General features: G+C 66.7%; 18 protein-coding genes and 3 pseudogenes. 8 read left to right on the top strand and 13 right to left on the bottom strand.

The features are described from left to right. Nucleotides 1-20 precede the first annotated feature (20 nt). Nucleotides 21-1,302 (bottom strand): annotated as a pseudogene (locus QC826_RS05850) (ATP-binding protein). 45 nt (nt 1,303-1,347) lie between these two features. On the opposite strand from QC826_RS05850, the gene QC826_RS05845 reads away from it, so the two are divergent. Then, complete coding sequence (locus QC826_RS05845; RefSeq protein ID WP_279766651.1) at nt 1,348-1,515, top strand: hypothetical protein; 168 nt, start codon at nt 1,348-1,350, stop codon at nt 1,513-1,515. A gap of 11 nt (nt 1,516-1,526) precedes the next feature. On the opposite strand, the gene QC826_RS05840 is transcribed toward QC826_RS05845, so the two are convergent. From QC826_RS05840 to QC826_RS05815, 6 genes are all read right to left on the bottom strand, one after another. Then, entirely contained in the window at nt 1,527-2,186 is a 660-nt protein-coding gene (locus QC826_RS05840; RefSeq protein WP_093384316.1) for a response regulator transcription factor, read from the bottom strand. Between the two features lie 46 nt (nt 2,187-2,232). Next, entirely contained in the window at nt 2,233-3,768 is a 1,536-nt protein-coding gene (locus QC826_RS05835; RefSeq protein ID WP_279764779.1) for a Do family serine endopeptidase, read from the bottom strand. A 215-nt stretch (nt 3,769-3,983) separates the two neighbouring features. Beyond that, on the bottom strand, nt 3,984-4,667 hold the full coding sequence (locus tag QC826_RS05830; RefSeq protein ID WP_279764778.1) for a hypothetical protein: 684 nt from the start codon (nt 4,665-4,667) through the stop codon (nt 3,984-3,986). Beyond that, nucleotides 4,664-5,557, bottom strand: a complete 894-nt coding sequence (locus QC826_RS05825; RefSeq protein WP_279764777.1) for a hypothetical protein — start codon at nt 5,555-5,557, stop codon at nt 4,664-4,666. The genes QC826_RS05830 and QC826_RS05825 overlap by 4 nt, the downstream gene beginning before the upstream one ends. A 421-nt stretch (nt 5,558-5,978) precedes the next feature. Beyond that, complete coding sequence (locus QC826_RS05820) at nt 5,979-7,325, bottom strand: hypothetical protein (RefSeq protein ID WP_279764776.1); 1,347 nt, start codon at nt 7,323-7,325, stop codon at nt 5,979-5,981. Nucleotides 7,326-7,333: 8 nt separating this feature from the next. Next, nucleotides 7,334-8,287: an HNH endonuclease gene (locus QC826_RS05815; RefSeq protein WP_279764775.1), complete on the bottom strand. Its 954-nt coding sequence runs from the start codon at nt 8,285-8,287 to the stop codon at nt 7,334-7,336. Nucleotides 8,288-8,981: 694 nt separating this feature from the next. Here QC826_RS05815 and QC826_RS05810 point away from each other — a divergent pair. Continuing rightward, the gene (locus QC826_RS05810) at nt 8,982-9,296 is read left to right on the top strand and encodes a hypothetical protein (protein WP_279764773.1); all 315 of its coding nucleotides are present in this window, start codon (nt 8,982-8,984) and stop codon (nt 9,294-9,296) included. Nucleotides 9,297-9,408: 112 nt separating this feature from the next. Here QC826_RS05810 and QC826_RS05805 read toward each other — a convergent pair whose 3' ends face one another. Beyond that, the gene (locus tag QC826_RS05805) at nt 9,409-9,867 is read right to left on the bottom strand and encodes an Hsp20 family protein (RefSeq protein WP_093384339.1); all 459 of its coding nucleotides are present in this window, start codon (nt 9,865-9,867) and stop codon (nt 9,409-9,411) included. Between the two features lie 268 nt (nt 9,868-10,135). Between QC826_RS05805 and QC826_RS05800 the strand changes: the two genes are divergently transcribed. From QC826_RS05800 to QC826_RS05790, 3 genes are all read left to right on the top strand, one after another. Further along, nucleotides 10,136-11,977 carry a M61 family metallopeptidase gene (locus QC826_RS05800; protein ID WP_279764771.1) on the top strand — a complete coding sequence of 614 codons (1,842 nt, stop codon included), beginning with the start codon at nt 10,136-10,138 and terminating at the stop codon, nt 11,975-11,977. 168 nt (nt 11,978-12,145) lie between these two features. After that, the gene (locus tag QC826_RS05795; RefSeq protein WP_279764770.1) at nt 12,146-13,102 is read left to right on the top strand and encodes a sensor domain-containing diguanylate cyclase; all 957 of its coding nucleotides are present in this window, start codon (nt 12,146-12,148) and stop codon (nt 13,100-13,102) included. Nucleotides 13,103-13,186: 84 nt separating this feature from the next. Continuing rightward, nucleotides 13,187-13,537 carry a hypothetical protein gene (locus QC826_RS05790; protein WP_279764768.1) on the top strand — a complete coding sequence of 117 codons (351 nt, stop codon included), beginning with the start codon at nt 13,187-13,189 and terminating at the stop codon, nt 13,535-13,537. Nucleotides 13,538-13,550: 13 nt separating this feature from the next. On the opposite strand, the gene QC826_RS05785 is transcribed toward QC826_RS05790, so the two are convergent. The 3 genes from QC826_RS05785 to imuA form a co-directional block, all read right to left on the bottom strand. Next, a complete protein-coding gene (locus QC826_RS05785) occupies nt 13,551-14,309 on the bottom strand; it encodes an alpha/beta hydrolase family protein (RefSeq protein WP_279764767.1) in 759 nt (252 codons plus the stop codon). A 75-nt stretch (nt 14,310-14,384) separates the two neighbouring features. Next, entirely contained in the window at nt 14,385-15,866 is a 1,482-nt protein-coding gene (locus QC826_RS05780) for a Y-family DNA polymerase (protein WP_279764766.1), read from the bottom strand. Further along, on the bottom strand, nt 15,796-16,440 hold the full coding sequence (imuA, locus tag QC826_RS05775) for a translesion DNA synthesis-associated protein ImuA (RefSeq protein WP_279764765.1): 645 nt from the start codon (nt 16,438-16,440) through the stop codon (nt 15,796-15,798). The genes QC826_RS05780 and imuA overlap by 71 nt, the downstream gene beginning before the upstream one ends. Before the next feature lie 277 nt (nt 16,441-16,717). Between imuA and QC826_RS05770 the strand changes: the two are divergent. After that, a pseudogene (locus QC826_RS05770) lies at nt 16,718-17,970 on the top strand (putative Na+/H+ antiporter). Between the two features lie 18 nt (nt 17,971-17,988). On the opposite strand, the gene QC826_RS05765 reads toward QC826_RS05770, so the two are convergent. Continuing rightward, the gene (locus QC826_RS05765) at nt 17,989-19,158 is read right to left on the bottom strand and encodes an alpha/beta hydrolase family esterase (protein WP_279764764.1); all 1,170 of its coding nucleotides are present in this window, start codon (nt 19,156-19,158) and stop codon (nt 17,989-17,991) included. Between the two features lie 282 nt (nt 19,159-19,440). Here QC826_RS05765 and QC826_RS05760 point away from each other — a divergent pair, with 282 nt between their 5' ends. Further along, nucleotides 19,441-19,884, top strand: a complete 444-nt coding sequence (locus QC826_RS05760; RefSeq protein WP_279764763.1) for a PRC-barrel domain-containing protein — start codon at nt 19,441-19,443, stop codon at nt 19,882-19,884. A gap of 4 nt (nt 19,885-19,888) precedes the next feature. Here QC826_RS05760 and hrpA read toward each other — a convergent pair. Beyond that, nucleotides 19,889-24,326 (bottom strand): annotated as a pseudogene (gene hrpA, locus QC826_RS05755) (ATP-dependent RNA helicase HrpA). A gap of 56 nt (nt 24,327-24,382) precedes the next feature. On the opposite strand from hrpA, the gene argA reads away from it, so the two are divergent. Further along, the gene (gene argA, locus QC826_RS05750; RefSeq protein WP_093384365.1) at nt 24,383-25,693 is read left to right on the top strand and encodes an amino-acid N-acetyltransferase; all 1,311 of its coding nucleotides are present in this window, start codon (nt 24,383-24,385) and stop codon (nt 25,691-25,693) included. Nucleotides 25,694-25,705: the final 12 nt, after the last annotated feature.

Below are 25,705 nucleotides of genomic sequence, written 5' to 3'. Positions count from 1 at the left end.
GCCATGCCAAAATTGACATTTTAGCCGGACACAGGCCTCGGGGCGGGAAAATCGACGCGCACGCGCAGGCCGCCGAGCCGCTCGGAGCCCTCCAGCGCCAGCTTGGCGCCGTGCCGCTCGGCGATCGACTTGATGATCGCCAGCCCCAGGCCGCTGCCGCCGGCGGCGCTGCCGGGCACCCGGTAGAAGCGGCTGAAGACGCGCTCGCGCTCCTCGGCCGGGATGCCCGGGCCGCTGTCCTCGACCAGCAGGACCACCCGGCCGTCGGCCTGGCGGCTGACCTCCAGGTCGACGCTGCCGCCGGCCGGGGTGTACTTGACGGCGTTGTCGACCAGGTTGCGCAGCAGGATGATCAGCGCGTCGGCGTGGCCGGCCACGTCGGCCTGGGCGTCGGCGTGGTGCAGGCCCAGGTCGATCTGGCGCGCCTGCGCCGTGCCGGCCAGGTCGCCCAGGGTGCGCTTGGCCAGCTCGCTCAGGTTCAACGGCTCGAGCTTGACCTCGGCGGCCAGGCTGGCCTCCTGCCGCGCCAGCACCAGCAGCTGCTCGACCAGGCGGGTGGCCCGCTCGATGCCGGCGCTGACGCGGCCGACGGCGACGGCGCGCGCCGCCGGGTCGGCCGCCCGCTCCAGGCTCAGCACCTGGAGCTTCAGCGCCGCCAGCGGCGAGCGCAGCTCGTGGGCGGCGTCGGCGACGAAGTGCTGCTGCGCGTCGAAGGCGGTCTTGACGCGGCCGAACAACAGGTTCAACTCCTGCACCAGCGGGCGCACCTCGTCGGGCAGCTGCTCCGTCGGACACCGGCGACAGGTCGTCGGCCTGGCGCGCGGCCACCTGGCGGCGCACCCGCGCCACCGGCGCCAGCGAGCCGCTGACCACCCACCACACCACCAGCATCAGCACCGGCGCCATCACGGCGATCGGGCCGACGGTGCGCAGCGCCAGGGTGCCGGCCATGCGCTGGCGCACCGCCATGTCCTGCGCCACCTGCACCGTCTGGTTGCTGGTCTGCACCGAGAAGATCCGGTAGGTGGTGCCGTTGGCCTTGACGTTGGAAAAGCCCAGCACGGCGCGCTGCGGCAGCGCGGCGCGCGACAGCGAACGGAACACCTGCACCCCGTCCGGCGTCCACACCTGCACCACCAGGTCGTTGTTCTCCGGATCGGTGACCGGGCCGACCGCGTTGTTGCTCAGCGGCGCGCCCGAGCGCAGCGACAGCGCCATCTGCTGCATGTGGTAGTCGAAGATCTGGTCGGCGTCGTACAGCGCGCTGCGGTAGGCGATCATCGCCTGGGCGATGGCCGCCATGGTGATGGCCGCCAGCAGGAACCACAGCAGGCGCCCGCGCAGCGAGTGGCTGACCGACACGCGCGGCACCTTGGGCAGGCGCGAGCTGCGCGCCGGCTTGCCGCCGGCCGCGCCGCCGGCCGGCGCCTCCGCCTGGTCGGCGCCCTGCTCGGCGGCCTTGGCCACGGCCGGGTCGGCGTTCAACTCGGCGGCCGGCGCGCCGCCCTGGCCTGAGATGAGGGAACTCACAGCTTGGGCACCATGTAGCCGAGGCCGCGCACGTTCTGGATCAGCTCGCTACCGAGCTTCTTGCGCAGGCCGTGGATGTAGACCTCGACGGCGTTGCTGTTGACCTCGTCCTTCCAGCTGTACAGCTTCTCCTCCAGCTGGTGGCGCGACAGCACGATGCCGGGCCGGGCGATCAGCGCCTCCAGCACCGCCCACTCGCGCGCCGACAGGCTGACCGGCTTGCCCTCGGCCAGCACCTCGCGGGTCTGCGGGTTGACCGACACCCCCTTGTGCTCGAACACCGGCTCGGCCCGCCCGGCCGAGCGGCGCAGCAGCGCCCGGATGCGCGCCAGCAGCTCGTCGAGGTCGTAGGGCTTGAGCACGTAGTCGTCGGCGCCGGCGTCGAGGCCGGCGATGCGCTGCTCCTTGGCGTCGCGCGCGGTGGCCACCAGCACCGGGGTGAGCTCCTTGCGCGCGCGCATCGAGCGCAGCACCTCCAGGCCGTCCTTGCGCGGCAGGCCCAGGTCGAGCAGCACCAGGTCGTAGGTCTGGGTTTGCAGGGCGGTGTCGGCCATGTCGCCGTCCTTGACCCAGTCGACCGCGTAGTGCTCGGCCCTGAGCAGGTCGAGCACCACCTCGCCGATCATCGTGTCGTCTTCCACCAGCAGCAGTCGCATATCGCCTCTTTCTCTTCCATAGTTGCGTTCCGCCGGCGCGGGCCAATTAGCCCAGGCGCACCGGAATGAAAATCTTCTCGTCGCCGCGCTGGATCAGCAGGGCCACCGACTTGTCGGACTTGGCCACCACCTCGCGCACCTGCTCGACGCTGTTGACGCTGCGCCCGTTGACCGACAGCAGCACGTCGCCCGGCTGCACGCCGGCGTAGGCCGCCGCGCCGCCGGCGTCCTCGATCAGCAGGCCGTTGGCGATGCCGGACTGGCGCCGCTCGAGCGGATCGAGCTGGCGCAGCGACAGGCCCAGCTTGAGCTTGCCGCCGGCCGTCTCCGGCCGCTCGGCCTGCGCCTGGCGGTCGGCGGCGTTGGCCAGCACGCCCGTCAACTCGACGGCTTTGCCCTGGCGCCACACCTCGAACGCTACTTTATCACCTGGCGCGGCCAAGCCCACCATCGCCGGCAAATCGCCCGAGCCGACGATCTTCTGCCCGTTCATCCTGCGGATCACGTCGCCCGGCTTCAGGCCGGCCTTCTCGGCGGCGCTGCCGCGCTCCACGTTCGACACCAGCGCGCCCTCCGGCGTGGCCAGGTTGAACGAGTCGGCGAAGCCCTGGTTGACCTCCTGCACCGTGACGCCCAGCTTGGCGTGCACCACCTTGCCGGTGGCCACGATCTGGTCCTTGATCTTGTTGGCCACCTCGATCGGGATGGCGAACGACAGGCCCTGGTAGCCGCCGGTCTGGCTGTAGATCTGCGAGTTGATGCCGACCACCTCGCCGCGCGTGTTGAACAGCGGGCCGCCCGAGTTGCCGGGGTTGACGGCGACGTCGGTTTGGATGAAGGGCACGTTGCTGTCGTCGGGCAGCGAGCGGCCCTTGGCGCTGACCACGCCGGCCGTCACCGTGCTGTCGAGGCCGTATGGCGAGCCGATCGCCAGCACCCACTCGCCCACCTTCAGGTCGTTGTTGCGCGACAGCGGCACCACCGGCAGGTTCTTGGCGTCGATCTTCAGCACGGCGACGTCGGTCTTCGGATCGGAGCCGAGCACCTTGGCGCGGAACTCGCGGCGGTCGGTCAGCTTGACGGTGACCTCGCGGGCGTCGCGCACCACGTGGGCGTTGGTCAAAATGATGCCGTCCGGGCTGACGATGAAGCCGGAGCCGACGCCGTGCGTGGGCACGTCGCGCTGGCCGCCGCGCTGCGGCCCCTGGAAGCGGCGGAAGAACTCGAAGAAGGGGTCGTCGGCGAACGGTTCGCCGCGCGAGCGCCCCTGCGCCGCCTCGCCGTCGAAGGCCGTCTTGGTGCTGCCGGTGACGCTGATGTTGACCACCGCCGGCCCGTTGTGGGCGGCGATGACGGAAAAATCGGGCAGCGCGATCATCGGCGCCGGCACCGGCGTCGGCGCCGGGTTGCCGACGTTGCTGGCGACCGGCGCCGTGGCGGCCAGTTGCGGCGCGCCGGCGGCGGCCGAGGCCTGGCTTTGGTACAGGGCGACCGCGCCGCCTGCCCCGAGCACGCCCAGGGCGGCCAGGGCAAGCGTCAGGCGCTTGATGGTCATCGATCCGGTATGAGTCTGGTTCGGCATGGCTGAACTCCTGTTGTTGGGTGGTTGATGCATACAATATGCGGCAATAAACTTAGACGCCGCTTAATGAAGCCGGGCATAACGCGGCAGCGCGCCGACGGCGTGAGCGCAAATGGCCTTGTCCAACGTCAGCTACCGTTCCGAGGCGGCACCAGCTCGCCCCTCAAACGGCTGCGGCGTTCCGTTGAAAACGTTCTGCCGCCAGACTCCTAGCATCAGTGCCGTTTTGCCGTCCTGGATGGCCGAATTGCGTGCGATGAGCCAATGTGCATTCCTGCCCGGCGCGTCCTGCACTCCCACTTGGCCTTCTCTACTGCATGAACCACGAACAGGCCTCGCGCCACCCATCGTGCCGCACACACTTCATTAGCTGGCGTGAGCAAATCCTTGGTTCGGAGGCTAAGTTGCAGCTCGACCCAGCGTTCAGCACCAAGGACGACTGACAGTTGCGCAAGCGACATGGCGGAATACGCATCCCTACCACCTGGAACGAGACTGGCGTAGTCGGCGGGCTGAGCCAGATGCCCCAGCCTGTTCAATCGCTCACACTGTGGATAGCTGGCAGGCGCTGTCGCGCAGACGGGACCCTGGGCGGCGGCGAGCGCGATCAAGCGTTCAGCAAGTATGAGGACGCTGTCGAGTTCCATATCGAGTACCCTCGTGATGGCTCGTTCGGCATACGTGAGCCTTTCTTCGAGACTCCATTCAAGCGCCGACGTAGCCAACCGCACTACCGTCTGCCCCAGGAAATCGATCAGTGCAAAATTACGTTCAAGGAGATCGCTGACATCTACGCCCAGCTGCTCGGCGCCGTAGCAGGCTTGCACGTGCGGATAGATTTTATGGGGTGACTCCCGTAGACGCCCCTTGGCCCGGGCTGCAGCATGTGCTGAGTTCATCGTCGTTTCCCGCGCGTCCGCTCGATGGTGACTAAGGCGTTGACCAGCCATCGAATGTTGGATAGTTCCAGTGCCACGGATTGCCTTGCGGCAGAAGACTGTGCGAGTGAGCGAATTTGCGAGGCCACGCTGACTGCCGGCGGCGCCTTGCGCACCTCAGTCTGGCGCCTCTCGCGGCGCTCTTGTTGAAGGCGCTCTCCGTAGGCATCACGCTCGGCCTCGAGTAGATCGATACCGATGCGACCGTTACTGAAAGTTTTAAAATAGCGGCCGGCGACTGACCCCGCCGCGATGTCGGGGCGGTCCCGTTTCAGACGCGCTAGACGATATTCCAGAGAGTGACTGCCGGCGTTGTACCATTTGCTGGCTTGAACGACGGCGGCATGGGCCTCGCCGCGATCGGCGTAGTGGCGCTTCTTGATCCGCACACCACCGTAAGCATTCAGGGGAGGAATGGCTCGCAGGTCGCTGATTTGCTTTGCCCAACGCCGCGCAGCTTCAAAATCTAGATGGAACAACTCCGGACACGCCGTCTTGGCAAAGCTGTAGATGTCCTCTAGTTCCTTAAACGATCGAAAACACGGACCCGCGACGGTATGCCAGAACTCGTCAAATGAGCGATAGCCTTTCCCTTGCCAATATGGCCGATGTTCCCGCACGATTTCGATCGCCTCGTAAAAGCGCGCCCAATTCCCAAGGTTACTGTCGAGTTTGGCGACGATCCCGTCAAGAAAACTCGTGCGCTGAGTCTCGTTTTCGAGCGACAGAAAGCGTCTGCGTACGTCAAGCTCCTGGAGTGTTATCAATTCTGGCACTGCAATCGCCGCTGCGACGTTGCGCCCAGCAAGGTTGTCGCGGCGGGTCTTGCTGTCGTCGACTGTGTTGATCATCGGAATCGCTGAAAATCAGAAGGAGTAAAAACGTCTTGATATTTGAGCATATAGAAGCAAATTGACGCATCGTCAATTCGCCCCGCTCTGCTCCCAAAAGCGTTCGAAGCGCATTATCACGGCGAGCTTGCTGAGGTGGTTTTCCTTGAGTAGCATAAAGCAGATCCACTGCTCAAGTTGGGCCGCAAACAGTTCGCCGCGTAAGGCGAACGTGACCTCTGGCTTGCAGTACTTTCCTCCGACATCTAAATCGGCCCAGGTGGCAGCGTCAAGACGGCGCAAATGGTGCAATGCTCCTTCGAATACGAGTTCCCGGATCCGTTGTGCGCCTTCGCTCTCTACGCCCAGTTGCTGAATAATCTCATCGGCAATAGCGCTTAGTCTGGCCGCCGGTGTTTGGCGGATATTAAATTCGTACTTATCAAAACTTCCTTCGATGGTGCGATACAGTAAATTGATGCGGCTGAGCCATGTTGGGTCGTCTTCGTCCGCCCATTTTTGCTTCAGAAATTCGCCCCATATGGTTCGCGAGAGCCACGCTTTGGCCGCGTCGGCGTCCATCGTCTCGATGTTGGCCCGTTCGGCCTCCAGCACTTCGGTCGGCTCGGGAGGCGCGATGCGCATGATTTTTTGCTTGAGGTTCCTCGATCGCATTTAGGTCGGCCTCAATCACCTCACCATTGCGAATTTCACGGTAGGTCGTCGGCGCCTGTGCCAACAGGCTTTCAGCGTAGGCGCGGACATATTGGCGTCGCAGTTTAGCGGCGCCGCCATACCTCCGCACTATTTCGCTAATGTTCGGCTGCAGGCCAGCTTCGAGCATCTCACCAAGCGCCATGGCGATTGCGCACCTCACCCGCCGGTTCGGTTGCACCGGCCGGTCGAGGTCTTGCGCGCTGGCTGCAACGGACTCAAGGCCAACATATTCGTCGATCGATAAAATCTCGTCAGTTGCGCCGTACATGTCGGTAATAAAATCGATCGCGTTGCCGATGGTGTCCTCAGTCGAGGTGGTCAGGCCGAACGCGTCAGGTTTTGAACGAAAAGCCTCATGCGTGATGACGTACACCCTGTCATGCGAGGCCGGCGGCACAAACAGGGCATTTCCGTCCCATACCGCCACCGAGCGCATGACCCTGCCCAGGCGTTGAACGGCTTCGCGAATACTGCAGAGTAGTTCTGCCGCGCCCCAAATACAAAGATAGCGGTTGTTCAGTCCCTCCGTGGCCATGCTGTCGACGATGAGAAAGCGGCAGCAGGTGGCATCAAGCCGTTGGGTATCGCGGTAACGGAAAAACGGATGATTCCGATCGAGTGGCACGGACGAGCGCGAATGGGCCGCGATAGCGGTCCAGCCGGAGTGCTTGGGGTAGCGTGCACGGTCGCACTCGAAGACTCTGTTCATATAATCAGCCACATCGTTGGTGGTCTCGATGCCGCTCACCGAAATCATACCGTGCGCAGGGTAAGGCGCCGATAGCTCGGGTACGCCGGCGCCGCAGTAGTGCTGCCAGTGGTCTGGATATAATAGGCAGTCCCGTTCAAAGACCACGGTGGTATCGTCCAAGTCATAGGCTGTCTGGATGACGCTGTTGACCACTGCCCGCACTGTGGGCAATCCGCTCAGCCGGGTGCCGGGCACCCATTCCCCCCCCATGAGCTTCTGTTCGCTGGCGGTCAGCACCCGCAAGCATTGGTGCAGGTTGCTGGGCTGATGCGCCGGTCGCAGTGCGCCGGTCGCTGTGTATCTATTGGATTCGCGTCGCATAGATCCTCCTATCGGAGATACTTCATCGAACCATCATTGATGACGGCGTCATGATAGGTGTAGACCGACATCTTGACCATGTCCGCGAGCAGCTCGCCGCAAGCATCAATGGGCGACGCGGTAAAGCCAAACACCAAGGAATGGTGTGCGGCGCTGATGAGCAAACGGATACCACGATGCGCATAGTGCATCTCATCAAAGGCAATGAGCGGATGGCGGTTCAGAACATGCTCTATGCCGGGCGGCCAGGCCAGCAAGAGGTCCCTGCTATCGGGACCAGTGCCCGCTTGCGGCCACAACATGTTGGGGCACATGACGGCGATCTCGTAATCAAGGCTAGTATCGACGAGCATCTCGCCGCGCGTGATTTCACACACACGGGGGGCTTCATTGACCATACCTAAGCCCACAGGCTCGTCGCGCAATTCAGCAGCGATCTGGCGGCGAAGTGCTTGATCTTTCGTCACGATCAGCATCCTGTCGATCCGCGGAGAGCCAGGCCAGCGCGTGCGTGCGCATTCATTGAGCGCAAAGGGTAGGCAGAACATGCCCAGTGTCTTGCCTGCGCCCACCACCTGTAGAAAACAGAATAGTTTTCCGTTGATCGCGCTATACGGGCGACCGAAGAATTCGTCAAATTCACGGATCCGATTGTAAATATAGTCGAGCTGAGAAATACGAAGTGCGCTAGTTACTAACGGTTTGTCAAAATAGAATGTCCTCTGCCACCCGCCATCAGGGCGGTCGCCTTTTTTGGAATTACAGATATCGCAAAGCGGCTGCAAATTTGACAACTCATCCGTCCCGCCGGCCGAGCGCGGTATCGTATGATCTACTGTGATGCGGGCGCCGACGCCTGCCGTGCACCCCAAGCCGACACAGGAGATTTTTCCAGTCTCGTCCGACCAACGGCTGACAAATTGCGCAAAAGCGGTCGGCGACATCCATTTTGGTCTGTGCATACTGGCCCCCTTCATATACTCCAGAAGTTAGACATCGCCCACTGACCGTGGTTCGCCGCTTACTCTTGGGAAAGCGACGGGCGTCCAGCAACAGTTGTAGTGACTCCCTCACGGCGGCGAGGCGGAAAGACCGCCGATGAGAGGGGGAGTTCCGCCCACGTGAGATTCCGGGCAGTACGACCAGCGGTTCTGTCAGCATCAGCAGTTGTCCAAGCAGGCTCATTTCACCGTCACCCAGCGTTGGCTCCCAACCGAGACTGGGCGACTCGAAGGAGAACGTCTGATTGAAGAACCTCTCACCACTCATTCGACAAGCGGCCAAGGAGACGAGACGCTCGCCCCACGGCGTCATTCTGTCCGAGTGCGCGGTCATCGCAGATGGTGCATGCACTAGTCGACGCTCTCGTTGCCCCGGGTATGGAGCGTCTCATCCCGGGCGTACTGGATGTCGATTCCGCCTCAGGGAAAGCGCACAAGGTCGATCGGTTTGTGGCGCGACGCAGATGGCACGACACAGGAAATCGGCTTGCCGCTGGGCAGCCAGGCAATTGCATTGAGCCTACAGTCAGAGTCAAAACACCAGAACACGTTGGACCACCGATCCGATCACGCAGGTTCGCGCCAACTGAGCCTCCGGACAATGGTGCCGCTATTCCTTGCGAAGCCCCCGGCTTGCTTATAGACTGGATTGATCATGAAGAAAAAGTTATCTTTTGATCTGGGCAACCGCGATCTCTTTCCCGAAGAGGAGGCGATCATCGGTATTGTCGAGGACGCCCTTCTTGCCAGCGCGAAGAAGCATGGCCTTTGGCTAAAGCCGGGCGTGCTCGCGGCAACCACTAAGCGGCCCATAGCTGCCGGCGCGCTGGGTCTACTCCAGGCCAGCCGCCAGGAAAAAATCGCAAGGCCGCGCGCGGTGACGACGATTGCCGCAACGCCGGCGAGCACAACTGTCGGTGGCGATGACGTCACTCCGGAGAAAAAAAACAGGCGAACGGCGTCCCGCTAGACGCCGTTCGCCAACTGCACGCACGGCAAAAGGGGCGGACCTGGATGGCCGCCCCTTTTATCGTGCCGCTCGCGCGTCATGCCTGCGCGAGCGGTCCGTCCTCAAGCGCGCCTTAGGCGGCCTGGCGCTGCTCCAGCGCGCTGACGTTCTCGCCGCCGTTGATGACGATCTTGCGCGGCTTGAGCGCCTCGGGGATCTCGCGCACCAGCTCGATGGTCAACATGCCGTTGTCGAAGGTGGCGCCGGTCACCTTGACGTGGTTGGCCAGCTGGAAGCGCTGCTCGAAGTCGCGCGCCGCGATGCCACGGTGCAGGTAGGTGCGCTCGACGCTGTCGCGCTGCTTGCGGCCGACCACTTGCAGCGAGTCGCGCTCGAAGGTGATGTCGATCTCGCTGCGGTCGAAGCCGGCCAAGGCCATGACGATGCGGTAGTTGTCCTCGGACACCAGCTCGATGTTGTAAGGCGGGTAGCTGGGCTGGGCGTCGCCGCGCTGCGAGTCGTTGAGCAGCTGGGCCAGGCGGTCGAAGCCGATGGCGGAACGATACAGGGGGGTCAGGTCGAAATTACGCATGGTGGATATCCTTTTCAAGTGAAGCGATATGGGTTGGCGGCCCCCTTCTGGGCAACCGCTGAGTCCCATATAGCCCCGCCAAAAGGCTTTTCAAGGCCTTGAAATTCGCTTCAAAGCATCCCCAAAGCGGCGGATTTTTTTGAAAAATTTTTTGCACCAAAGTGGAATCGCCACCGCCAACACAACCGACTCGCGGTTACTTTTTGAAACAACGAAACATTTTCCACATGCTAAACTCGCGCCCCTGTTCCCCCATCCTAGCCGAACCATGACCGCATCCCGTCCCCTTCCCCGCCTGGCCCGTCCACTCGCCGCGCTGGCCCTGCTGTTGTGCGCCGCCGGCGCCCGCGCCGACGCGCCGCCGGCGCCGCTCGAGCCGGCCTACCCCGGCACCATCGTGCTGAAGGTGGACGCCTCCGACACGGCGCGGCAGATCTTCCGCATCCGCGAGAGCATCCCGGCCAAGGCCGGCAAGCTGACGCTGCTGTATCCGCAGTGGGTGCCGGGCAACCACGGCCCCAGCGGTCCGCTCAACCAGCTCGCCGGCCTCAAGCTGAGCGCCAACGGCCAGCCGCTCGAGTGGCGCCGCGACACCGTCAACGTGCACGCCTTCCACCTCGAGGTGCCGGCCGGCGCCAGCAGCGTCGAGGCGGAATACCAGTACCTGTCGCCGGTCGAGCCCAACCAGGGCCGCACCACGATCACCAACGACATCGTCGGCGTGCAGTGGCACGCCATGGCGCTGTACCCGGCCGGCTACCGCACGCGCCAGATCATGGTGCAGCCCAACCTGACCCTGCCGGCCGGCTGGCAGTTCGGCAGCGCGCTGGAGACGGCGGCGCGGGTCGGCGACCAGGTCGCCTTCAAACCGCTCGACCTGGAGACCCTGGTCGACTCGCCGCTGTTCGCCGGCCGCCACTTCAAGCGCTTCGACCTCGACCCGGGCGGCCGCGTGCCGGTGCACCTGAACGTGGTGGCCGACACGGCCGAGGCGCTCGACGCCAAGCCCGAGCAGATCGAGGCGCACCGCGCCTTGGTGCGGCAGGCCTACAAGCTGTTCCGCTCGCAGCACTACGCCCACTACGACTTCCTGCTGGCGCTGAGCGACGAGTTCGGCGGCATCGGCCGCGAGCACCACCAGTCCAGTGAGAACGGCGTCAAGCCCGGCTACTTCAGCGACTGGGCCAAGTCCGAGGGCGTCCGCGAGCTGCTGCCGCACGAGTTCGCCCACTCGTGGAACGGCAAGTTCCGCCGCCCGGCCGACCAGGACGTGCCCGACTTCAACACCCCGCTGCAGAACAGCCTGCTCTGGGTCTACGAGGGCCAGACCCAGTACTGGGGCTACGTGCTGTCGGCCCGTTCCGGCCTGATCAAGGCGGCCAACGTGCGCGACGTGTTCGCCGCCAGCGCGGCGCGCTACGACGCCGTGCGCGGGCGCGACTGGCGCGCCGTGCAGGACACCACCAACGACCCGATCATCAACGGCCGCCGGCCCCAGGGCTGGAGCAACTGGCAGCGCAGCGAGGACTACTACACCGAGGGCGCGCTGATCTGGCTCGACATCGACACCCGCCTGCGCCAGCTGTCCGGCGAGCGCCGCTCGCTCGACGACTTCGCCGCCGCCTTCTTCGGCGTGGCCGACGGCAGCGCCGTGGCCAAGCACTACCGCTTCGACGAGGTGGTCAAGACGCTCGAGGCGCTGCAACCCTACGACTGGGCCGGCTTCCTGCGCGCCAAGCTCGACGGCCACGGCCCCGGCGCCCCGCTCGACGGCCTGGCCCGCGCCGGCTGGAAGCTGGTCTACACCGACAAGCCCACCGACTTCCTCAAGGAGCAGGAGGAGCGCGGCAAGTCGGCCAGCTTCCAATACTCGCTCGGCTTCTCGGTCGGCCACGAGGGCCGCGTCGAGGCGCTGCAGTGGGAGGGCGTGGGCTTCCGCGCCGGCCTGTCCGGCAACACCACCATACTGGCCGTCAACGGCCGCGCCTACAAGGCCGAGCTGCTGCGCGCCGCCGTCACGGCGGCCAAGGGCGGCGCCGCGCCGATCGAGCTGCTGGTCAAGAAGGGCAGCCTGTACCGCACCGTCGCGCTCGACTACCACGGGGCCTGAAATATCCGCGCCTCGAACGCATCGAGGGCACGCCGGACCGCCTGGAGGCGATTTTACAACCCGTGAAATAATTTCACGCGGCCGGCGGGCCGGCGCCGCTGCGCCGGCCCGCCGTGCGGTTATACTGGGTTGATCCGCTTTCCCACCGCCCCGAGAGATGGACCACCCATGTCAGCACGGATCGACGAACAGCACCCGCTTCAAGTCCTGCAGGAGGAAAACCTACGCCTGCGCGCCGAATTGACCGCGCTGCGCGACTCCGAGCGGGTGTTCCACGCCCTGCTCGACAACGCCCCCGTGCTGATCTCCACCAAGGACCTGCGCGGCACCGTCACCATGGCCAACCGCCACTTCGACATCCTCGACGGCTACGACGCCGCCCATTTCGTCGGCAGCAACGTGTTCGAACTGTTCCCCCACGACATCGCGGAACAACTCTGGCGCAACGACCGCAAGGCGGCGCTGGAAAAGCGCGCGGTGCACGAGGAGGAGCAGGTCTACCACACCGACAAGACGCTGCACACCTATATGACGGTGAAGTTCCCCCTGCTCGACGCGGCCGGCGAGGTGGTCGCCACCTGCGCCGTCTCGACCGACATCAGCGAGGCCAAGGCGGCGCGCATCGACAGCGTCACCGACGAGCTGACCGGGCTGAAGAACCGTCGCTACTTCAACATCCGCTTCGCCGAGGAGCAAAAGCGCGCGCACCGCGACCAGCGCATGCTGACGCTGCTGCTGATCGACGTCGACCGCTTCAAGGAATACAACGACCACTACGGCCACCCGCGGGGCGACCTGGTGCTGCAGACGGTGGCCGACGCGATGCACGTCACGCTGTGCCGGCCGGGCGACCTGAGCTTCCGCATCGGCGGCGACGAGTTCGCCTGCCTGTTCACCAGCAACAGCGTCGACGAGAGCGTGGCGCTGGCCGAGATGATCCGCGACTACATGGCGGCGCAGCAGATGCCGCACGAGGCCAACCAACCCTACGGCCACGTCACGCTGTCGCTGGGGCTGGCCTTCGTGCCGCCCGACAGCGAGCTGGGCCAGGGCGCCATCTACGAGCAGGGCGACCAGGCGCTGTACCGCGCCAAGCACAAGGGACGCAACGTGGTGTCGTGCTGAGCGCCGCCCGCGCGCTGTCGGCACGCTGTCGGCGCGACCGGCCGGGGGCGGTCAAAAACGACGATTTGGTGTATGCTTCCGTCCATGAACAATGATACCGACATCCAACTCAGCGGCCCCTTCAAGGCCACCGACGGCTCCGGCCGTGCCCACGACATCAAGGCCATCCGCATCTTCGACGAGGGCTACGGCGCCATCGACGTGTATGTCGACTTCGCCGCGCCGCTCGACGGCCTGCACAAGGACAAGACCCTGATCGCCGCCATCGTCGCCCAGCTGCGCACGGTCGGCTACAAGGGTCCCTTGCTGACGCAGGGCGACCCGGTGCTGCAGGAAAAGAAACTGATGGTGCTCGAAGCGCCCGACGAGTTCAACACCTTCGCCGCCGGCAAGGGTTGGAAAGACCTGGCCGAAGAATTCGGCGACGACGAGTAAGTCCCTCCCTCCCCTATCCGAGGTAGCGTTCGCTCCAGGCGGCGATCAGATTGGCCACGTAGACCGCGTCCTCGCGCCGGGTCAACAGATGGTCGGCGTCGTCGAGCGAGATGAAACTCTTCGGATGCTTGGCGACGGTGAAGATCTGCATCGCATTGCCGATCTCCACCGTGTCGTCGCCCGGCGCGTGCATCACCAGCAGGGCCTTGCGCAGGCCGGCGATCTTCTCCTTCAAATTGTGCCCGGCCGCGTCGGCGACGAACTGTTGCCGGATGCGGAAGGGCCGCCCGGCCAATTGCACCTCGGCCTCGCCGTGCTCGGCGATGTGCGCCAGATGCTCCTTGAACATGCTGGTCACGTACCCCGGGGCGCTGGGCGCGGCCAGCGTCACCACCGCCCGCGCCTCGGCGATGTCGGCGGCCGCCGCCAGCACCGCCGCGCCGCCCAGGCTGTGGCCGACCAGCAGCTTGGGCGCGCCGTGCTCGGCGCGCAGATAGTCGGCCGCCGCCACCAGGTCGGCCACGTTGGAGCTGAAGTTGGTGCTGGCGAACTCGCCCTCGCTGGCGCCCAGGCCGGCGAAGTCGAAGCGCAGCACGGCGATGCCGTGCTCGGTCAGCCCCTGGGCGATGCGTCTGGCGGCGATCGCGTCCTTGCCGCAGGTGAAGCAGTGGGCGAACAGGGCGTGGGCGCGCACGGCGCCGTCGGGCGCGTCCAGCCGCGCCGCCAGCTTGTGGCCGCCGGCGCCGGCGAATTCCAATCGTTCAGTACGCATCGCTTGCCCGTCTCCATCGAAACGCTTATTGTGCACCACAACCGCCGCCGCCGGCAGGGCCGTCCGGGCGCCAACTCAGGCGAACAGGCCGTGCAGGAACCAACGCGGCTCGGCCAGGCCGTCGGCGCCGCTGATGCGCTCGCGGTACAGCCAGTAGTGGGCATGGTCGCTCCCTTCCGCAATGAAGTAGTCGCGCGTTTGCGTTTGGCTCCACCAGCCCGCCTCGATGCGCTCGCCGGTCGACATGATGCGCAGCGGCGAGCCGTAGAACGGCCGGTGGTCGCGCATCAGCAGGGCGATCGGCTTGGCCATCAGCCAGCCCGGACGCGGCAGGCTGGGCAGGTCGGGCGGCAGCTGGGCGCGGGCGTCGGCCGGACGGATTTTTTGCTGTACGCTGACCCAGGCGTTGGCCTGCTCGGGCCGGTAGTCGGCCTGCGGCGCCGCCTGCAGCACGTTGTCCGGCCCCAGCCGCGCCACCAGCAACTCGAACAGGCGCGCGCGGTCCTCCTTGCTGCCGCCCGGTTCGGGAAACAGCGACTCGGACGGCGGCGCCATCGGCTGCACCTGCAGCGCCTCCAGGCACAGGCCGATCACCGGCGCCTCCAGCGCCAGCTTGGCCAGGCGCTCGCGCAGCAGGCGCAGCAGATGCTCGTCGCGCCAGGTCGGCTCGGCCAGCACCAGCTCGATGGCCGTGGGCGGCCGCGCCACCCTGCCCCGCTCGTGCTCCAGCAACAGGCTGATGCGTTCGACGGCGAACTGGCGCGCGCACAACCAGCCGGTCATTTGCTGCAGCAGCCTGTGCGCGCCGAACAGCAGGGCGTCGGCCTGCTCGACCCGGTCGAACAGCTCCAGCTTGGCGCGGAAGCTGGCCGGCGCGGCGATCCACTCGAACAGCTCGACGCTGCGGCCGTGGGCGCCGTCGAGCATGGCCAGCAGGGCCGCGCCGCAGCGGCGCTGCAGGCCGGGACGCGGCAGGCCGCGCAGCTCGCCCAGGGTCAGGCAGCCGATGCCCTCGAGCCAGTCCAGATAGGGCCGCGCCGGCGGCAGCAGGCCGCAGGGCAGGCGGTCGAGGCGGCGCGCCAGGCTGTCCATGCCCAGCACGCGGCCGCCGCCGCCGCGCGCCAGCAGCCAGGCGCCGCGCGCCGTCGGCGCGCAGCTGAGCACGGCGGAAAAGCCCAGCGCGCGCATGCTCGCCTCGACCCGGCGGCACAGCGCGCGCACGCCGCCGAACAGGCGCAGGCTGGCGCCGATGTCGATCAGCAGCGTGGCCTCCTCGCCCTCGGCCACCAGCGGGGTGAACTGCAGCAGCGCCATCGCCACCGCGTGCAGCGCCTCCTCCTCGCGCGGCGGCGCGCGCTCGTGCAGCAGCAGCCCGGGCGCCAGCATCAGCGCGCCGCCCCGGCGCATGCCGACGCGCACGCCGGCGGCGTGGGCCGGCGCCGAGACGGCGATCACCCGCTCCTGCTCCAGCACCACGCTGCACGGCTCAGCCGACCAGCGCGGGCAGAATACTTCGAGCGGGAGCCGGGGCAGGTAGAGGCCGATCCAGAGTCGCATGGCGTTGCAGTAAGGTGGGGCTGAGGGGCAGGAACAGCGGCGCGTCGCGCTGCGGTCCCCGGCGTTTGACGAAGCCGATGTCGATGCCGCCCGGCGCCGGCCGCAGCGACAGGCGCAGCGGCGCCGGCGACGAGTCCTGCGCCGCGCTCAGCGGCCGCAGCATCCAGAACAGCGTCTCGCCGCTTTGCGCCGCCAGGTGCAGCCGGCGCAGCGCCTCGCCGCGCACGTGCTGCTGCCAGAACAGCAGCGCGCCGCAGCAGCCGCTGCGCAGCACCTGCTCGGCGGCCCACAGCGCGTCGCCGCTTTTGGCGCCGCTGCGTATCCACACCAGCTGCGACGGCGGCAGGCCCAGCGCGGCCAGCGCCAGCGCCTGCGGCGCGTGCGGCGGCTGCAGCAGCACGATGGGACGCTGGCCCAGCGCGGCCAGGGCCGGCCGCAGCAGGCGCAGTTCGCCGATGCCGGGCTGCTGCACCAGCAGGTCGATCAGCGTGCCGGACGGCCAGCCGCCGCCGGGCAGTTGCGCCGACAAGGCGGCGAAGCCGGTGTCGGCGCAGCGGTTGGCGCTGTGCGCCAACTGCGAGGCCAGCCATAGCGACGGGTGCAGGCCTCGGGTGCGGAAATGGGTGCTGAGAGGGCCATAGAAATTTGTATAGATAGATGGTGCGACTATGCAAGAACGAATACTCTTGGGTGGATATACTGTATAAATACACAGTACTATTTGGCGCCGCTTTTGGCAAGGCCTATCTGCCGAAACGGTCGTCGCGCTGAGGCGGATCAAGCGGCGTATAAATATTGAAAACTTTACCGATGCTGTAACATGTGGCTTGGCTTTTACCATCGGGAACCCATTGAATACGATCCAGATCATCGGCGCCGTCCTGTTCGGCCTGGCGCTGATCCACACCTTCGCCGCCAAATCCTTCGAGATGTTGTCGCACCGCCATCCGCGCCACGCCGGCCTGTTCCACCTGCTCGGCGAAGTCGAGGTGGTGTTCGGCTTCTGGGCCTTCGTGCTGGTCATCGCCATGGCCCTGGTGGCCGGCGGCGACGAGGCCGTCGCCTACGCCGAATCGCGCCAGTACACCGAACCCCTGTTCGTCTTCGTCGTCATGGTGGTGGCCGCCTCGCGCCCGGTGCTCGACATCATGCAACGCCTGTTGCTGGCGGTCGCCAAGCTGGTGCCGCTGCGCACCGAGCTGGTGCTGGTCTGGTTGGGCCTGGCGCTGGTGCCGCTGACCGGCTCGCTGATCACCGAGCCGGCCGCGATGACGCTGGCCGCGCTGATGCTGGCGCCGCAGATCTTCCGCCAGGGCATGCCGGAATGGCTGAAATACGCCGCCCTGGGCGTGCTGTTCGTCAACGTCTCGATCGGCGGCACGCTCACCGCCTACGCCGCGCCGCCGGTGCTGATGGTCGCCGCCACTTGGCAGTGGGACAGCGCCTTCATGGCCAGCCACTTCGGTTGGAAGGCGGCGATCGCCGTGCTGCTCAACGCCAGCGCCGTCACCTTCCTGCTGCGCAAGAACCTGCAGGCCGCCGCGCCGCCAACCGACGCCGAGTCCGGCGCCACCAAGATTCCGCTGGCGGTGGCCGCCATCCACCTGGCCTTCCTGGCGGCGGTGGTGGTGCTGGGCCACCATCCGGTGCTGTTCCTCGGCATTTTCCTGCTCTTCCTCGGCTTCACCCAGGCCTACCAGCGCTACCAGAATCCGCTGATCGTCAAGGAGGGCTGCTGGTCGGCTTCTTCCTCGCCGGCTTGGTGGTGCTGGGCGGCATGCAGCAATGGTGGTTGCAACCCATCGTCTCGAGCCTGGCGCCGGTGGCGCTGTTCTTCAGCGCGCTGGGTCTGACCGCCATCACAGACAACGCCGCCCTGACCTACCTGGGCTCGCTGATCAACGGCATCTCGCCCGAGGCGCAATACATGCTGGTGGCCGGCGCCGTGGCCGGCGGCGGCTTGACGGTGATCGCCAACGCGCCCAATCCGGCCGGCGTGTCGCTGCTGCGGCGCGGCTTCCAGGACGAGTCGATCGGCGCCGTCGGCCTGCTGCTGGGCGCGCTGCCGCCGACCGCCGTGGCGGCGCTGGCCTTTCTGCTGTAGCGCACCCCGCAAGACGGCCTAGCGCCGGTGCCGCCCGAAAAAGTCCAGCATCATCTTGCTGGCGTCCGGCCCGGCCTTGGCGTTGAACGCCAGGCTGGGGTCGCCACCGCTCCAGGCGTGCTCCAGCCGCGCCACCTGCGCCACGCGCAGTATCAATTTCCTGCCGACATAGAAATCGTGGATGTCCTGCCGGTTGTGGCTGTTGCCCCGGCCGGCCTTGTGCGTCACCTTGTAGTCGGCGCCGACCTGCATGCGGTTGAGCATCAGGCTCTGCCGCGTCAACTGGCTTTGGTTGATCGGCCGCACCACCTGGTCGCCCATGCCCTGGATCAGGATGGCCGGCAGCGCCGGAAACTGCGGCTCGCGCAGCAGCACCTCGTGGATCGCCCGCTCCACCCGCAGGCCGGCGCCGTGCTGCATCACGCCCAGGGCGCCGACGACGTTGTGGCCGGCGCCGAAGGCCGGCGCCGAGTGCAGGCCGGCCGCCGCGATCAGCTCGGGATGGTTCAGCGCGACGATGTAGGCCATGGCGGCGCCCGCCGAAATGCCGCAGATATAGATGCGCCGCCGGTCGATCGGATACTGCTGGGCCACCTTGTCGATGATGCCGACGATCATGCGCACGTCGCCGCCGCCCTCCTGGGTCGCCTTGTCATACCATTTCCAGCAGCGCTGGGCCTGCGAGCTGAGCAGCTGCTGCGGATAGACCACGGCATAGCCGGCCTTGTCGGCCAGCGCGTTCATCCGCGTGCCCTGGGCGAACTGGGTGGCGGTCTGCTGGCAGCCGTGCAACATCACCAGCAGCGGCATGCCGGCCGACCCGGCGGCGGGCGCCTCGCGCGGCAGATACAGCCAGTAACTCATGCGCTTGCCGCCCAGCGCGCCCGGTTCGCCACGGCTCGGGTAGTGCGAGGCCAGCCACAGGCCGGGCGCGCTGGGCGGCGCGTGGCTGGCCGGCGCCGGCTTCGCCTTGGCACTGCGCGACGGCACGGCCTTGTTGACTACCTTGGCCGCAACGCTCCTCGGTTTGGCGGCCTTGGCCTTGGCGGTCTTGCTCTTGGCCGCCTTGGCCGACTTGGCCGCCGCCGTGAGCAAGCCGGTCACCAGCTTGCCCACGCTGCGCTGCTGCGCCTTGCCCGAGCGCAGCAGGCTGCGCAGCATCCGCGTGCCCAGTGTGGACCTCACCATCGCCGGCCTCCGCCGGCCGTCATTGCCGCGCCGGCACATCGACCGCCAGCGCGGCTAGCCTCTGATTCAAAACGTGTTGTTCCTTGAAAAAGCCTCATGGTGACACCTCCGTGTTGCATTGCAGTATAGAGACAAGAGGAGGTGGGCTCGGTGCGTTGGCGCGCCTATCGTGCGGGGCAGCACGATTGAGATGGCTCAAACGGGCGCCGGACCCGAATGTCTACTGTGAACGACGTGGCCGATCCAATCCCGGATCAGGGCAAGCACATCTTGGAGGCAACCATGAGCTATCTGGATCGCGATATTTTTGGCATGTACAAGAAGCACCACAGCGCCGGCCCCGGCCCGCGCCTGATGGGCGCCGACACGCTGATCGGCGAGGACGTCTACAACCTGCAGGACGAGAATGTGGGCGACATCAAGGAGGTGATGCTGGACATGCAGACCGGCGAGGTGGCCTACGCCGTGTTGTCCTTCGGCGGCATCCTGGGGCTGGGCGAAAAACTCTTCGCCGTACCCTGGGAATACCTGTCGATCGACACCGTCAACAAGCGCTTCCTGCTCGACGTCGACAAGGCGCAGCTGAAACAAGCGCCCGGCTTCGACAAGGACAACTGGCCCGACATGGGCGACGCCGACTGGACCAACGAGGTGCAGACCTTCTTCGGCACGCGGCCGCGCACCAGCGGCCGCAGCCCGAATTCGCCGCGGACGGGACGACACTAGTAGCCTAGCGCTGCATCGACTCCCACACCTTTTGCAGGCGCTTGACCGACACCGGCATCGGCGTGCGCAGCTCCTGCGCGTACAGCGACACGCGCAGTTCTTCCAGCATCCAGCGGAACTCGGTCATTTTCGGATCGGTGTTCTTGCCGGCCTGGCGGTCCTTGCTGGCGCGCAGATACAGCGTGGCGGCCTGCTGCCACTCGGCCATCAGCTTGGCGTCGCGCGCCGGATCGGTGCGCAGCTTCTCGATGCGCACGTTGATCGCCTTCAAATAGCGCGGGAAGTGCGCCAGCTGGCCGTAGTCGTTGTCGGACAGGAAGCGCTTGTTGACCAGGCCCTGCAACTGCGCCTGCATGTCTGCCGCAGCAGCAGCCGGCAGTCCCTGCAAACGCTTGGGCAGGCCGTGGAACTCGGTCAGCACCTGCGCCAGCAAACGGGCGATCTCGTTGACCAGCAACACCAGGCGCGACTTGCCCTCGTCCTTGCGCTTGTTGAAGCTGGCCGCGTCGATCGGCAGCGGGCCTGCAGGCAGGCGATGTCCAGCGCCTTGTGGATGATCTGGTCGCGCAACTCCTCCTGCGAGCCCAGCGCCATGAACTGCATGCCCATCTGCTGCAGGCCGGGGATGCTCTTCTCGATGTACTTGAGCTGGTCCTTCAGTTGCAGCGCGAACAGGCGGCGCAGGCCGACGCGGTGGGTGCGCGCCGCCACGGTCGGGTCGTCGAACACCTCCAGGTCGCAGTGCGCGCCCTTGTCGACCAGCGCCGGGAAGCCGATCAAGGTCAGCTTGCCCTGCACGATCTCCAACAGCTCCGGCAGCTCGCCGAAGGTCCAGCTGTTCAGGCCGGTCAGCGTGATGCCGCTGCTGGCCGTGCCGGTCGCGCCGGCGTTGCCGGCCGCATTGCCATTGCCATTGCCGGCGGCGTTGCCGCCCTTGCCCGCGTTGCCCTGCCCCGCCTTGCCGACGCCGACAGCGGCACCGCTGGCGGCGCCGGCACCAGCGGCGGCAGCGCCGCCCGTGCCCAGCGCGCGCACGCTCACCCCGCCCTGCGGCGCCGACACCTCGGCCATCTTCTGGAAGCTCTCGCGCGCCTGGGTGCCAAACTCGGCCTGTAAGGTGGCCAGGTTGCGGCCCATGTCGAGCTGGCGACCGTGCTCGTCGATCACCTTGAAGTTCATGAAGTGGTGCGCCGGCAGCGTCTCCGGCTTGAAGTCGGTGGTCAGCACCGAAATCGTGATCTGGCTGCGGATGTCGGCGATGATCGCGTCGATCAGGTCGCCCCGGCCGAACACGCCGGCCTCGTGCACGCGCTCGCAGAACTTCGCCGAGTAGTCGGGCAGCGGCACGCAGTGGCGGCGCAGCTTTTGCGGCAACGACTTGAGCAGCAGATGCACCTTCTCCTTCAGCATGCCCGGCACCAGCCACTCGCAGCGCTCGCGCGGCAGCTGGTTGAGCGCGTACAGCGGCACCGCCATGGTGACGCCGTCGCGCACGCTGCCCGGCTCGAAGTGGTAGGTCAGCAGCATTTCCAGGCCGGTCACCGACATCATCTTCGGGAACAGCTCGGTGGTCACGCCGGCCGCCTCGTGGCGCATCAGCTCGTCACGCACCAGGAACAGCAGCTTGGGCTCCTGCGCGGTGGCGTCCTTGTGCCACTTCTCGAAGCCGGCGCCGTTGACCACGTCGGCCGGGATCAGCTTGTCGTAGAAGGCGGCGATCAATTCGTCGTCGACCAGCACGTCCAAGCGGCGTGACTTGTGCTCCAGGTTCTCGATTTCCTTGATCAGCTTGTGGTTGTGGGCGAAGAACGGCGCCCGCGTCTCGTAGTCGCCGCCGACCAGGGCGTCGCGGATGAAGATCTCGCGCGCCTCGACCGGGTTGAACAGGCCGTAGTTGATGCGGCGCTGGCTGTACACCACCAGGCCGTACAGGGTGGCGCGCTCGGAGGCGCTGACCTGCGCCGTGCGCTTCTCCCAGCGCGGCTCGCCCCAGGATTTTTTCAGCAGGTGCTCGCCGACCTTCTCCAGCCACTCCGGCTGGATCTGCGCGATGCCGCGCGCGTACAGGCGGGTGGTGTCGACCAGCTCGGCGGCCATGATCCACTTGCCCGGTTTCTTCAGCAGCGAGGAGCCGGGCCAGACGTGGAACTTGATGCCGCGCGCGCCGAGGAAGCCGGCGCCCGGCTCGTCCTCGCCCTTGAAGCCGATGTTGCCCAGCAGGCCGGTCAGCAGCGCCAGGTGCAGGTTCTCGTAGGTGGCCGGCGCGTCGTTCAGGCGCCAGCCCTGCTCCTTGACGATGGTCAGCAGCTGCGAGTGGACGTCGCGCCATTCGCGCAGGCGCAGCTGCGACAGGAAGTTGGCGCGGCAGTTGTCCTGCAACTGGCGGTTGGTCTTCTTGTGCTCGATGGCGCCCTCGAACCACTTCCAGATCTTCAGGTAGCTGAGGAACTCCGACTTCTCGTCGGCGAACTTCTTGTGCGCCTCGTCGGCGGCCTGCTGGTGCTCCATCGGCCGGTCGCGCGGGTCCTGCACCGACAAGGCCGAGGCGATGATCAGCACTTCGCTCAGGCAGACGTTGTCCAGCGCGGCCAAGATCATGCGGCCGACGCGCGGGTCGAGCGGCAGCTTGGCCAGCTTGTGGCCCAGCGGCGTCAGCTGGTTGTACTCGTCGACCGCGCCCAGCTCCTGCAGCAGCTGGTAGCCGTCGGCGATGGCGCGCGCCAGCGGCGGCTCGATGAAGGGGAAGGTCTCGACGTCGGTCAGGTGCAGCGACTTCATGCGCAAAATGACCGAGGCCAGCGACGAGCGCAGGATCTCCGGCTCGGTGAACTTGGGCCGCAGCAGGAAGTCCTGCTCCTCGTACAGGCGGATGCAGACGCCGTCGGCGACGCGGCCGCAACGGCCGGCGCGCTGGTTGGCGGCCGACTGGGCGATCGGCTCGACCTGCAGCTGCTCGACCTTGTTGCGGTAGCTGTAGCGCTTGACGCGGGCCAGGCCGGCGTCGACCACGTAGCGGATGCCGGGCACCGTCAGCGAGGTCTCGGCGACGTTGGTGGCCAACACGATGCGGCGCGCGTTGCTGGTCTTGAAGACGCGCTCCTGCTCCTCGGCCGACAGGCGGGCGAACAGCGGCAGGATCTCGACGTGCGGCGGATGGTGCTTGCGCAGCGCCTCGGCGGCGTCGCGGATCTCGCGCTCGCCGGGCAGGAACACCAGCACGTCGCCCGAGCCGATGCGGCACAACTCGTCGACGCCCTCGACCACGGCGTCCATCAGGTCGCGCTTGTCGCGCGCGGCGGCGGCCTTGGGCGCCGGCTTGGCGGCGTCGGCGCCGCCGGCCGGCTGGTCGCGGTCGACCGGGCGGTAGCGCACCTCGACCTGGTACAGCCGGCCGGACACTTCGATCACCGGCGCCGGCTTGCCGTCGGCCGCAGCGAAGTGGCGGGCGAAGCGCTCGGCGTCGATGGTCGCCGAGGTGATGATCACCTTCAGGTCGGGCCGGCGCGGCAGCAGCTGCTTCAGGTAGCCGAGCAGGAAGTCGATGTTCAGGCTGCGTTCGTGCGCCTCATCGATGATGATGGTGTCGTAGTTCTTCAGCAGCGGGTCGGTCTGCGTCTCGGCCAGCAGGATACCGTCGGTCATCAGCTTGACCGAGGCGCCGCGCATCAAGGTGTCGGCGAAGCGCACCTTGAAGCCGACCGTCTCGCCCAGCGGCGTGCCCAGTTCCTGGGCGATGCGCTTGGCGGTCGACGAGGCGGCGATGCGGCGTGGCTGGGTGTGGCCGATCAGGCCGGCCTGGCCGCGTCCCAGCTCCAGGCAGATCTTCGGCAGCTGGGTGGTCTTGCCCGAGCCGGTCTCGCCGCAGACGATGATGACCTGGTTCTTCACCAGCGCCTCGGCGATCTCCTGGCGCCGGCCGGACACCGGCAGGTTGCGTCGGGGTAGCTGATCTCCGGCAGCGGGTTGCGGAAGGCGCGTTCGGCCGCCTTGGCGGCCTGCTCCTCCGGCGTCAGGCGCGGCCGGCGCTCGCGCGCCTCGCCGGAATGGTTCGGCTGGCCGTCGGCGCGCGGCGCCCGTGGCTGCTGCGACTGGCCGTCGGCGCGCGGCGCGCGCGGGGCGCGTGGCTGGCCATCCGCCCGGGGTTCACGCGGCTGGCGCGACTGCCCGTCGGCGCGCGGCTCGCGCGGCGCCCGTGGCTGGCCGGGCTGGCCGTCGGCCCGGGGTTCACGCGGCTGCTGCGGCCGGCCGTCGGCGCGCGGCTCGCGCGGGCCGCGCGGCGCCTGTCCCTCCGGGCGCGCGCCCTCGGCGCGCGGGCCGCGCGGCGGCCGGTTGCGCTGGTCGGCCGGGCGCGGCTGGCCCGCCGCCGCAGGCGCCGCGGGCGCGTTCGGTTGGCGGGAAGGAGACAAAGGTTTGCTGCTAGGCTTGTTGCTGGCTTCTGACATTGTTTTTTACATGAATTTTGGGCGCGCGGGTCGCGCAGCGAATTATAATGCGCCTAATGGAAAACCCTACCCAATTCGTCCACTGGCTGCGCTCGGTCGCGCCCTACATCCACGCTTTCCGTGGCAAGACCTTCGTGGTCGCCTTCCCTGGTGAACTGGTCAGCGCCGGCGCGCTGCAGGTGCTGGCGCACGACCTGTCGCTGCTGCACGCGCTCGACATCAACGTCACCGTCGTCTACGGTTCGCGCCCCCAGGTGGCCGAACAACTGGCGCTGCGCAACGTCGAAGGCCGCTTCCACAACGGCTTGCGCATCACCGACATCGCCGCCATGGAGTGCGCCAAGGAGGCGGCCGGCGAGCTGCGCCTCGACATCGAGGCGGCCTTCAGCCAGGGCCTGCCGAACACGCCGATGTCGCACGCGGCGATCCGCATCATTTCCGGCAACTTCATCACCGCCCGCCCGCTCGGCGTGATCGACGGCGTCGATCTGGAGATGACCGGCATCACCCGCAAGGTCGACGCCGAAACCATCCACTCCATCCTCGGCTCGGACGGCCTGGTGCTGCTCTCGCCGCTGGGCTTCTCGCCGACCGGCGAGGCGTTCAACCTGACGATGGAGGATGTCGCCTGCAGCACCGCCATCGCGCTGCACGCCGACAAGCTGATCTTCATCACCGAAACGCCGATGATGACCGACGCCGGCGGCACCGAAATCCGCGAACTGTCGTCGCACCAGGCCGAGGCCGTGCTGCAGGCCGGCTTCCTGCCCGACGCCACCGCCTTCTACCTGAAACACTGCGTCAAGGCCAGCAACAACGGCGTCGAGCGCTCGCACATCGTGCCCTTCGCGATGGACGGCTCGGCCCTGCTGGAGCTGTTCACCCACGATGGCGTGGGCACCATGATCAGCCACGAGAACCTGGAGAGCCTGCGCCAGGCCACCATCGAGGACGTCGGCGGCATCATCAAACTGATCGAGCCGCTCGAGGCGGACGGCACGCTGGTCAAGCGCGGCCGCGAGCTGATCGAGCGCGAGATCGACTACTTCTCCGTCATCGACCACGACGGCGTGATCTTCGGCTGCGCCGCGCTGTACCCCTTCCCCGAGCAGAAGATGGCCGAAATGGCCTGCCTGACCGTCAACCCCGAGGTGCAGGCCCAGGGCGACGGCGAGCGCATCCTCAAGCACATGGAGAACCGCGCCCGCGCCATCGGCATCACCAAGCTGTTCGTGCTGACCACCCGCACCTCGCACTGGTTCCAGAAGCGCGGCTTCGTGCCGACCACCGTCGACGCCCTGCCCAAGGACCGCCAGCGCATGTATAACTGGCAGCGCAAGTCCCAGGTCCTGATTAAGTCTTTATAATCATGCCTTTCA

It is taken from the genome of Rugamonas sp. DEMB1 (genome assembly GCF_029834475.1).
Taxonomy (GTDB): Bacteria; Pseudomonadota; Gammaproteobacteria; order Burkholderiales; family Burkholderiaceae_D; genus Rugamonas; species Rugamonas rubra.
This window is presented reverse-complemented; position numbering and strand designations above follow the sequence as displayed.

Bases quoted from the DNA above. Each gene is read 5' to 3' on its own strand.
- QC826_RS05760 (WP_279764763.1), top strand. From the start codon at position 19,441: ATGAGCTATCTGGATCGCGATATTTTTGGCATGTACAAGAAGCACCAC.
- QC826_RS05780 (WP_279764766.1), bottom strand. From the start codon at position 15,866: ATGCGACTCTGGATCGGCCTCTACCTGCCCCGGCTCCCGCTCGAAGTA.
- QC826_RS05800 (WP_279764771.1), top strand. From the start codon at position 10,136: ATGACCGCATCCCGTCCCCTTCCCCGCCTGGCCCGTCCACTCGCCGCG.
- argA (WP_093384365.1), top strand. From the start codon at position 24,383: ATGGAAAACCCTACCCAATTCGTCCACTGGCTGCGCTCGGTCGCGCCC.
- QC826_RS05785 (WP_279764767.1), bottom strand. From the start codon at position 14,309: ATGCGTACTGAACGATTGGAATTCGCCGGCGCCGGCGGCCACAAGCTG.
- QC826_RS05810 (WP_279764773.1), top strand. From the start codon at position 8,982: ATGAAGAAAAAGTTATCTTTTGATCTGGGCAACCGCGATCTCTTTCCC.
- QC826_RS05825 (WP_279764777.1), bottom strand. From the start codon at position 5,557: ATGATCAACACAGTCGACGACAGCAAGACCCGCCGCGACAACCTTGCT.
- QC826_RS05790 (WP_279764768.1), top strand. From the start codon at position 13,187: ATGAACAATGATACCGACATCCAACTCAGCGGCCCCTTCAAGGCCACC.
- QC826_RS05795 (WP_279764770.1), top strand. From the start codon at position 12,146: ATGTCAGCACGGATCGACGAACAGCACCCGCTTCAAGTCCTGCAGGAG.
- QC826_RS05840 (WP_093384316.1), bottom strand. From the start codon at position 2,186: ATGCGACTGCTGCTGGTGGAAGACGACACGATGATCGGCGAGGTGGTG.
- QC826_RS05820 (WP_279764776.1), bottom strand. From the start codon at position 7,325: ATGCGACGCGAATCCAATAGATACACAGCGACCGGCGCACTGCGACCG.
- QC826_RS05830 (WP_279764778.1), bottom strand. From the start codon at position 4,667: ATGAACTCAGCACATGCTGCAGCCCGGGCCAAGGGGCGTCTACGGGAG.
- QC826_RS05765 (WP_279764764.1), bottom strand. From the start codon at position 19,158: ATGGTGAGGTCCACACTGGGCACGCGGATGCTGCGCAGCCTGCTGCGC.
- QC826_RS05805 (WP_093384339.1), bottom strand. From the start codon at position 9,867: ATGCGTAATTTCGACCTGACCCCCCTGTATCGTTCCGCCATCGGCTTC.
- QC826_RS05815 (WP_279764775.1), bottom strand. From the start codon at position 8,287: ATGCACAGACCAAAATGGATGTCGCCGACCGCTTTTGCGCAATTTGTC.
- QC826_RS05835 (WP_279764779.1), bottom strand. From the start codon at position 3,768: ATGCCGAACCAGACTCATACCGGATCGATGACCATCAAGCGCCTGACG.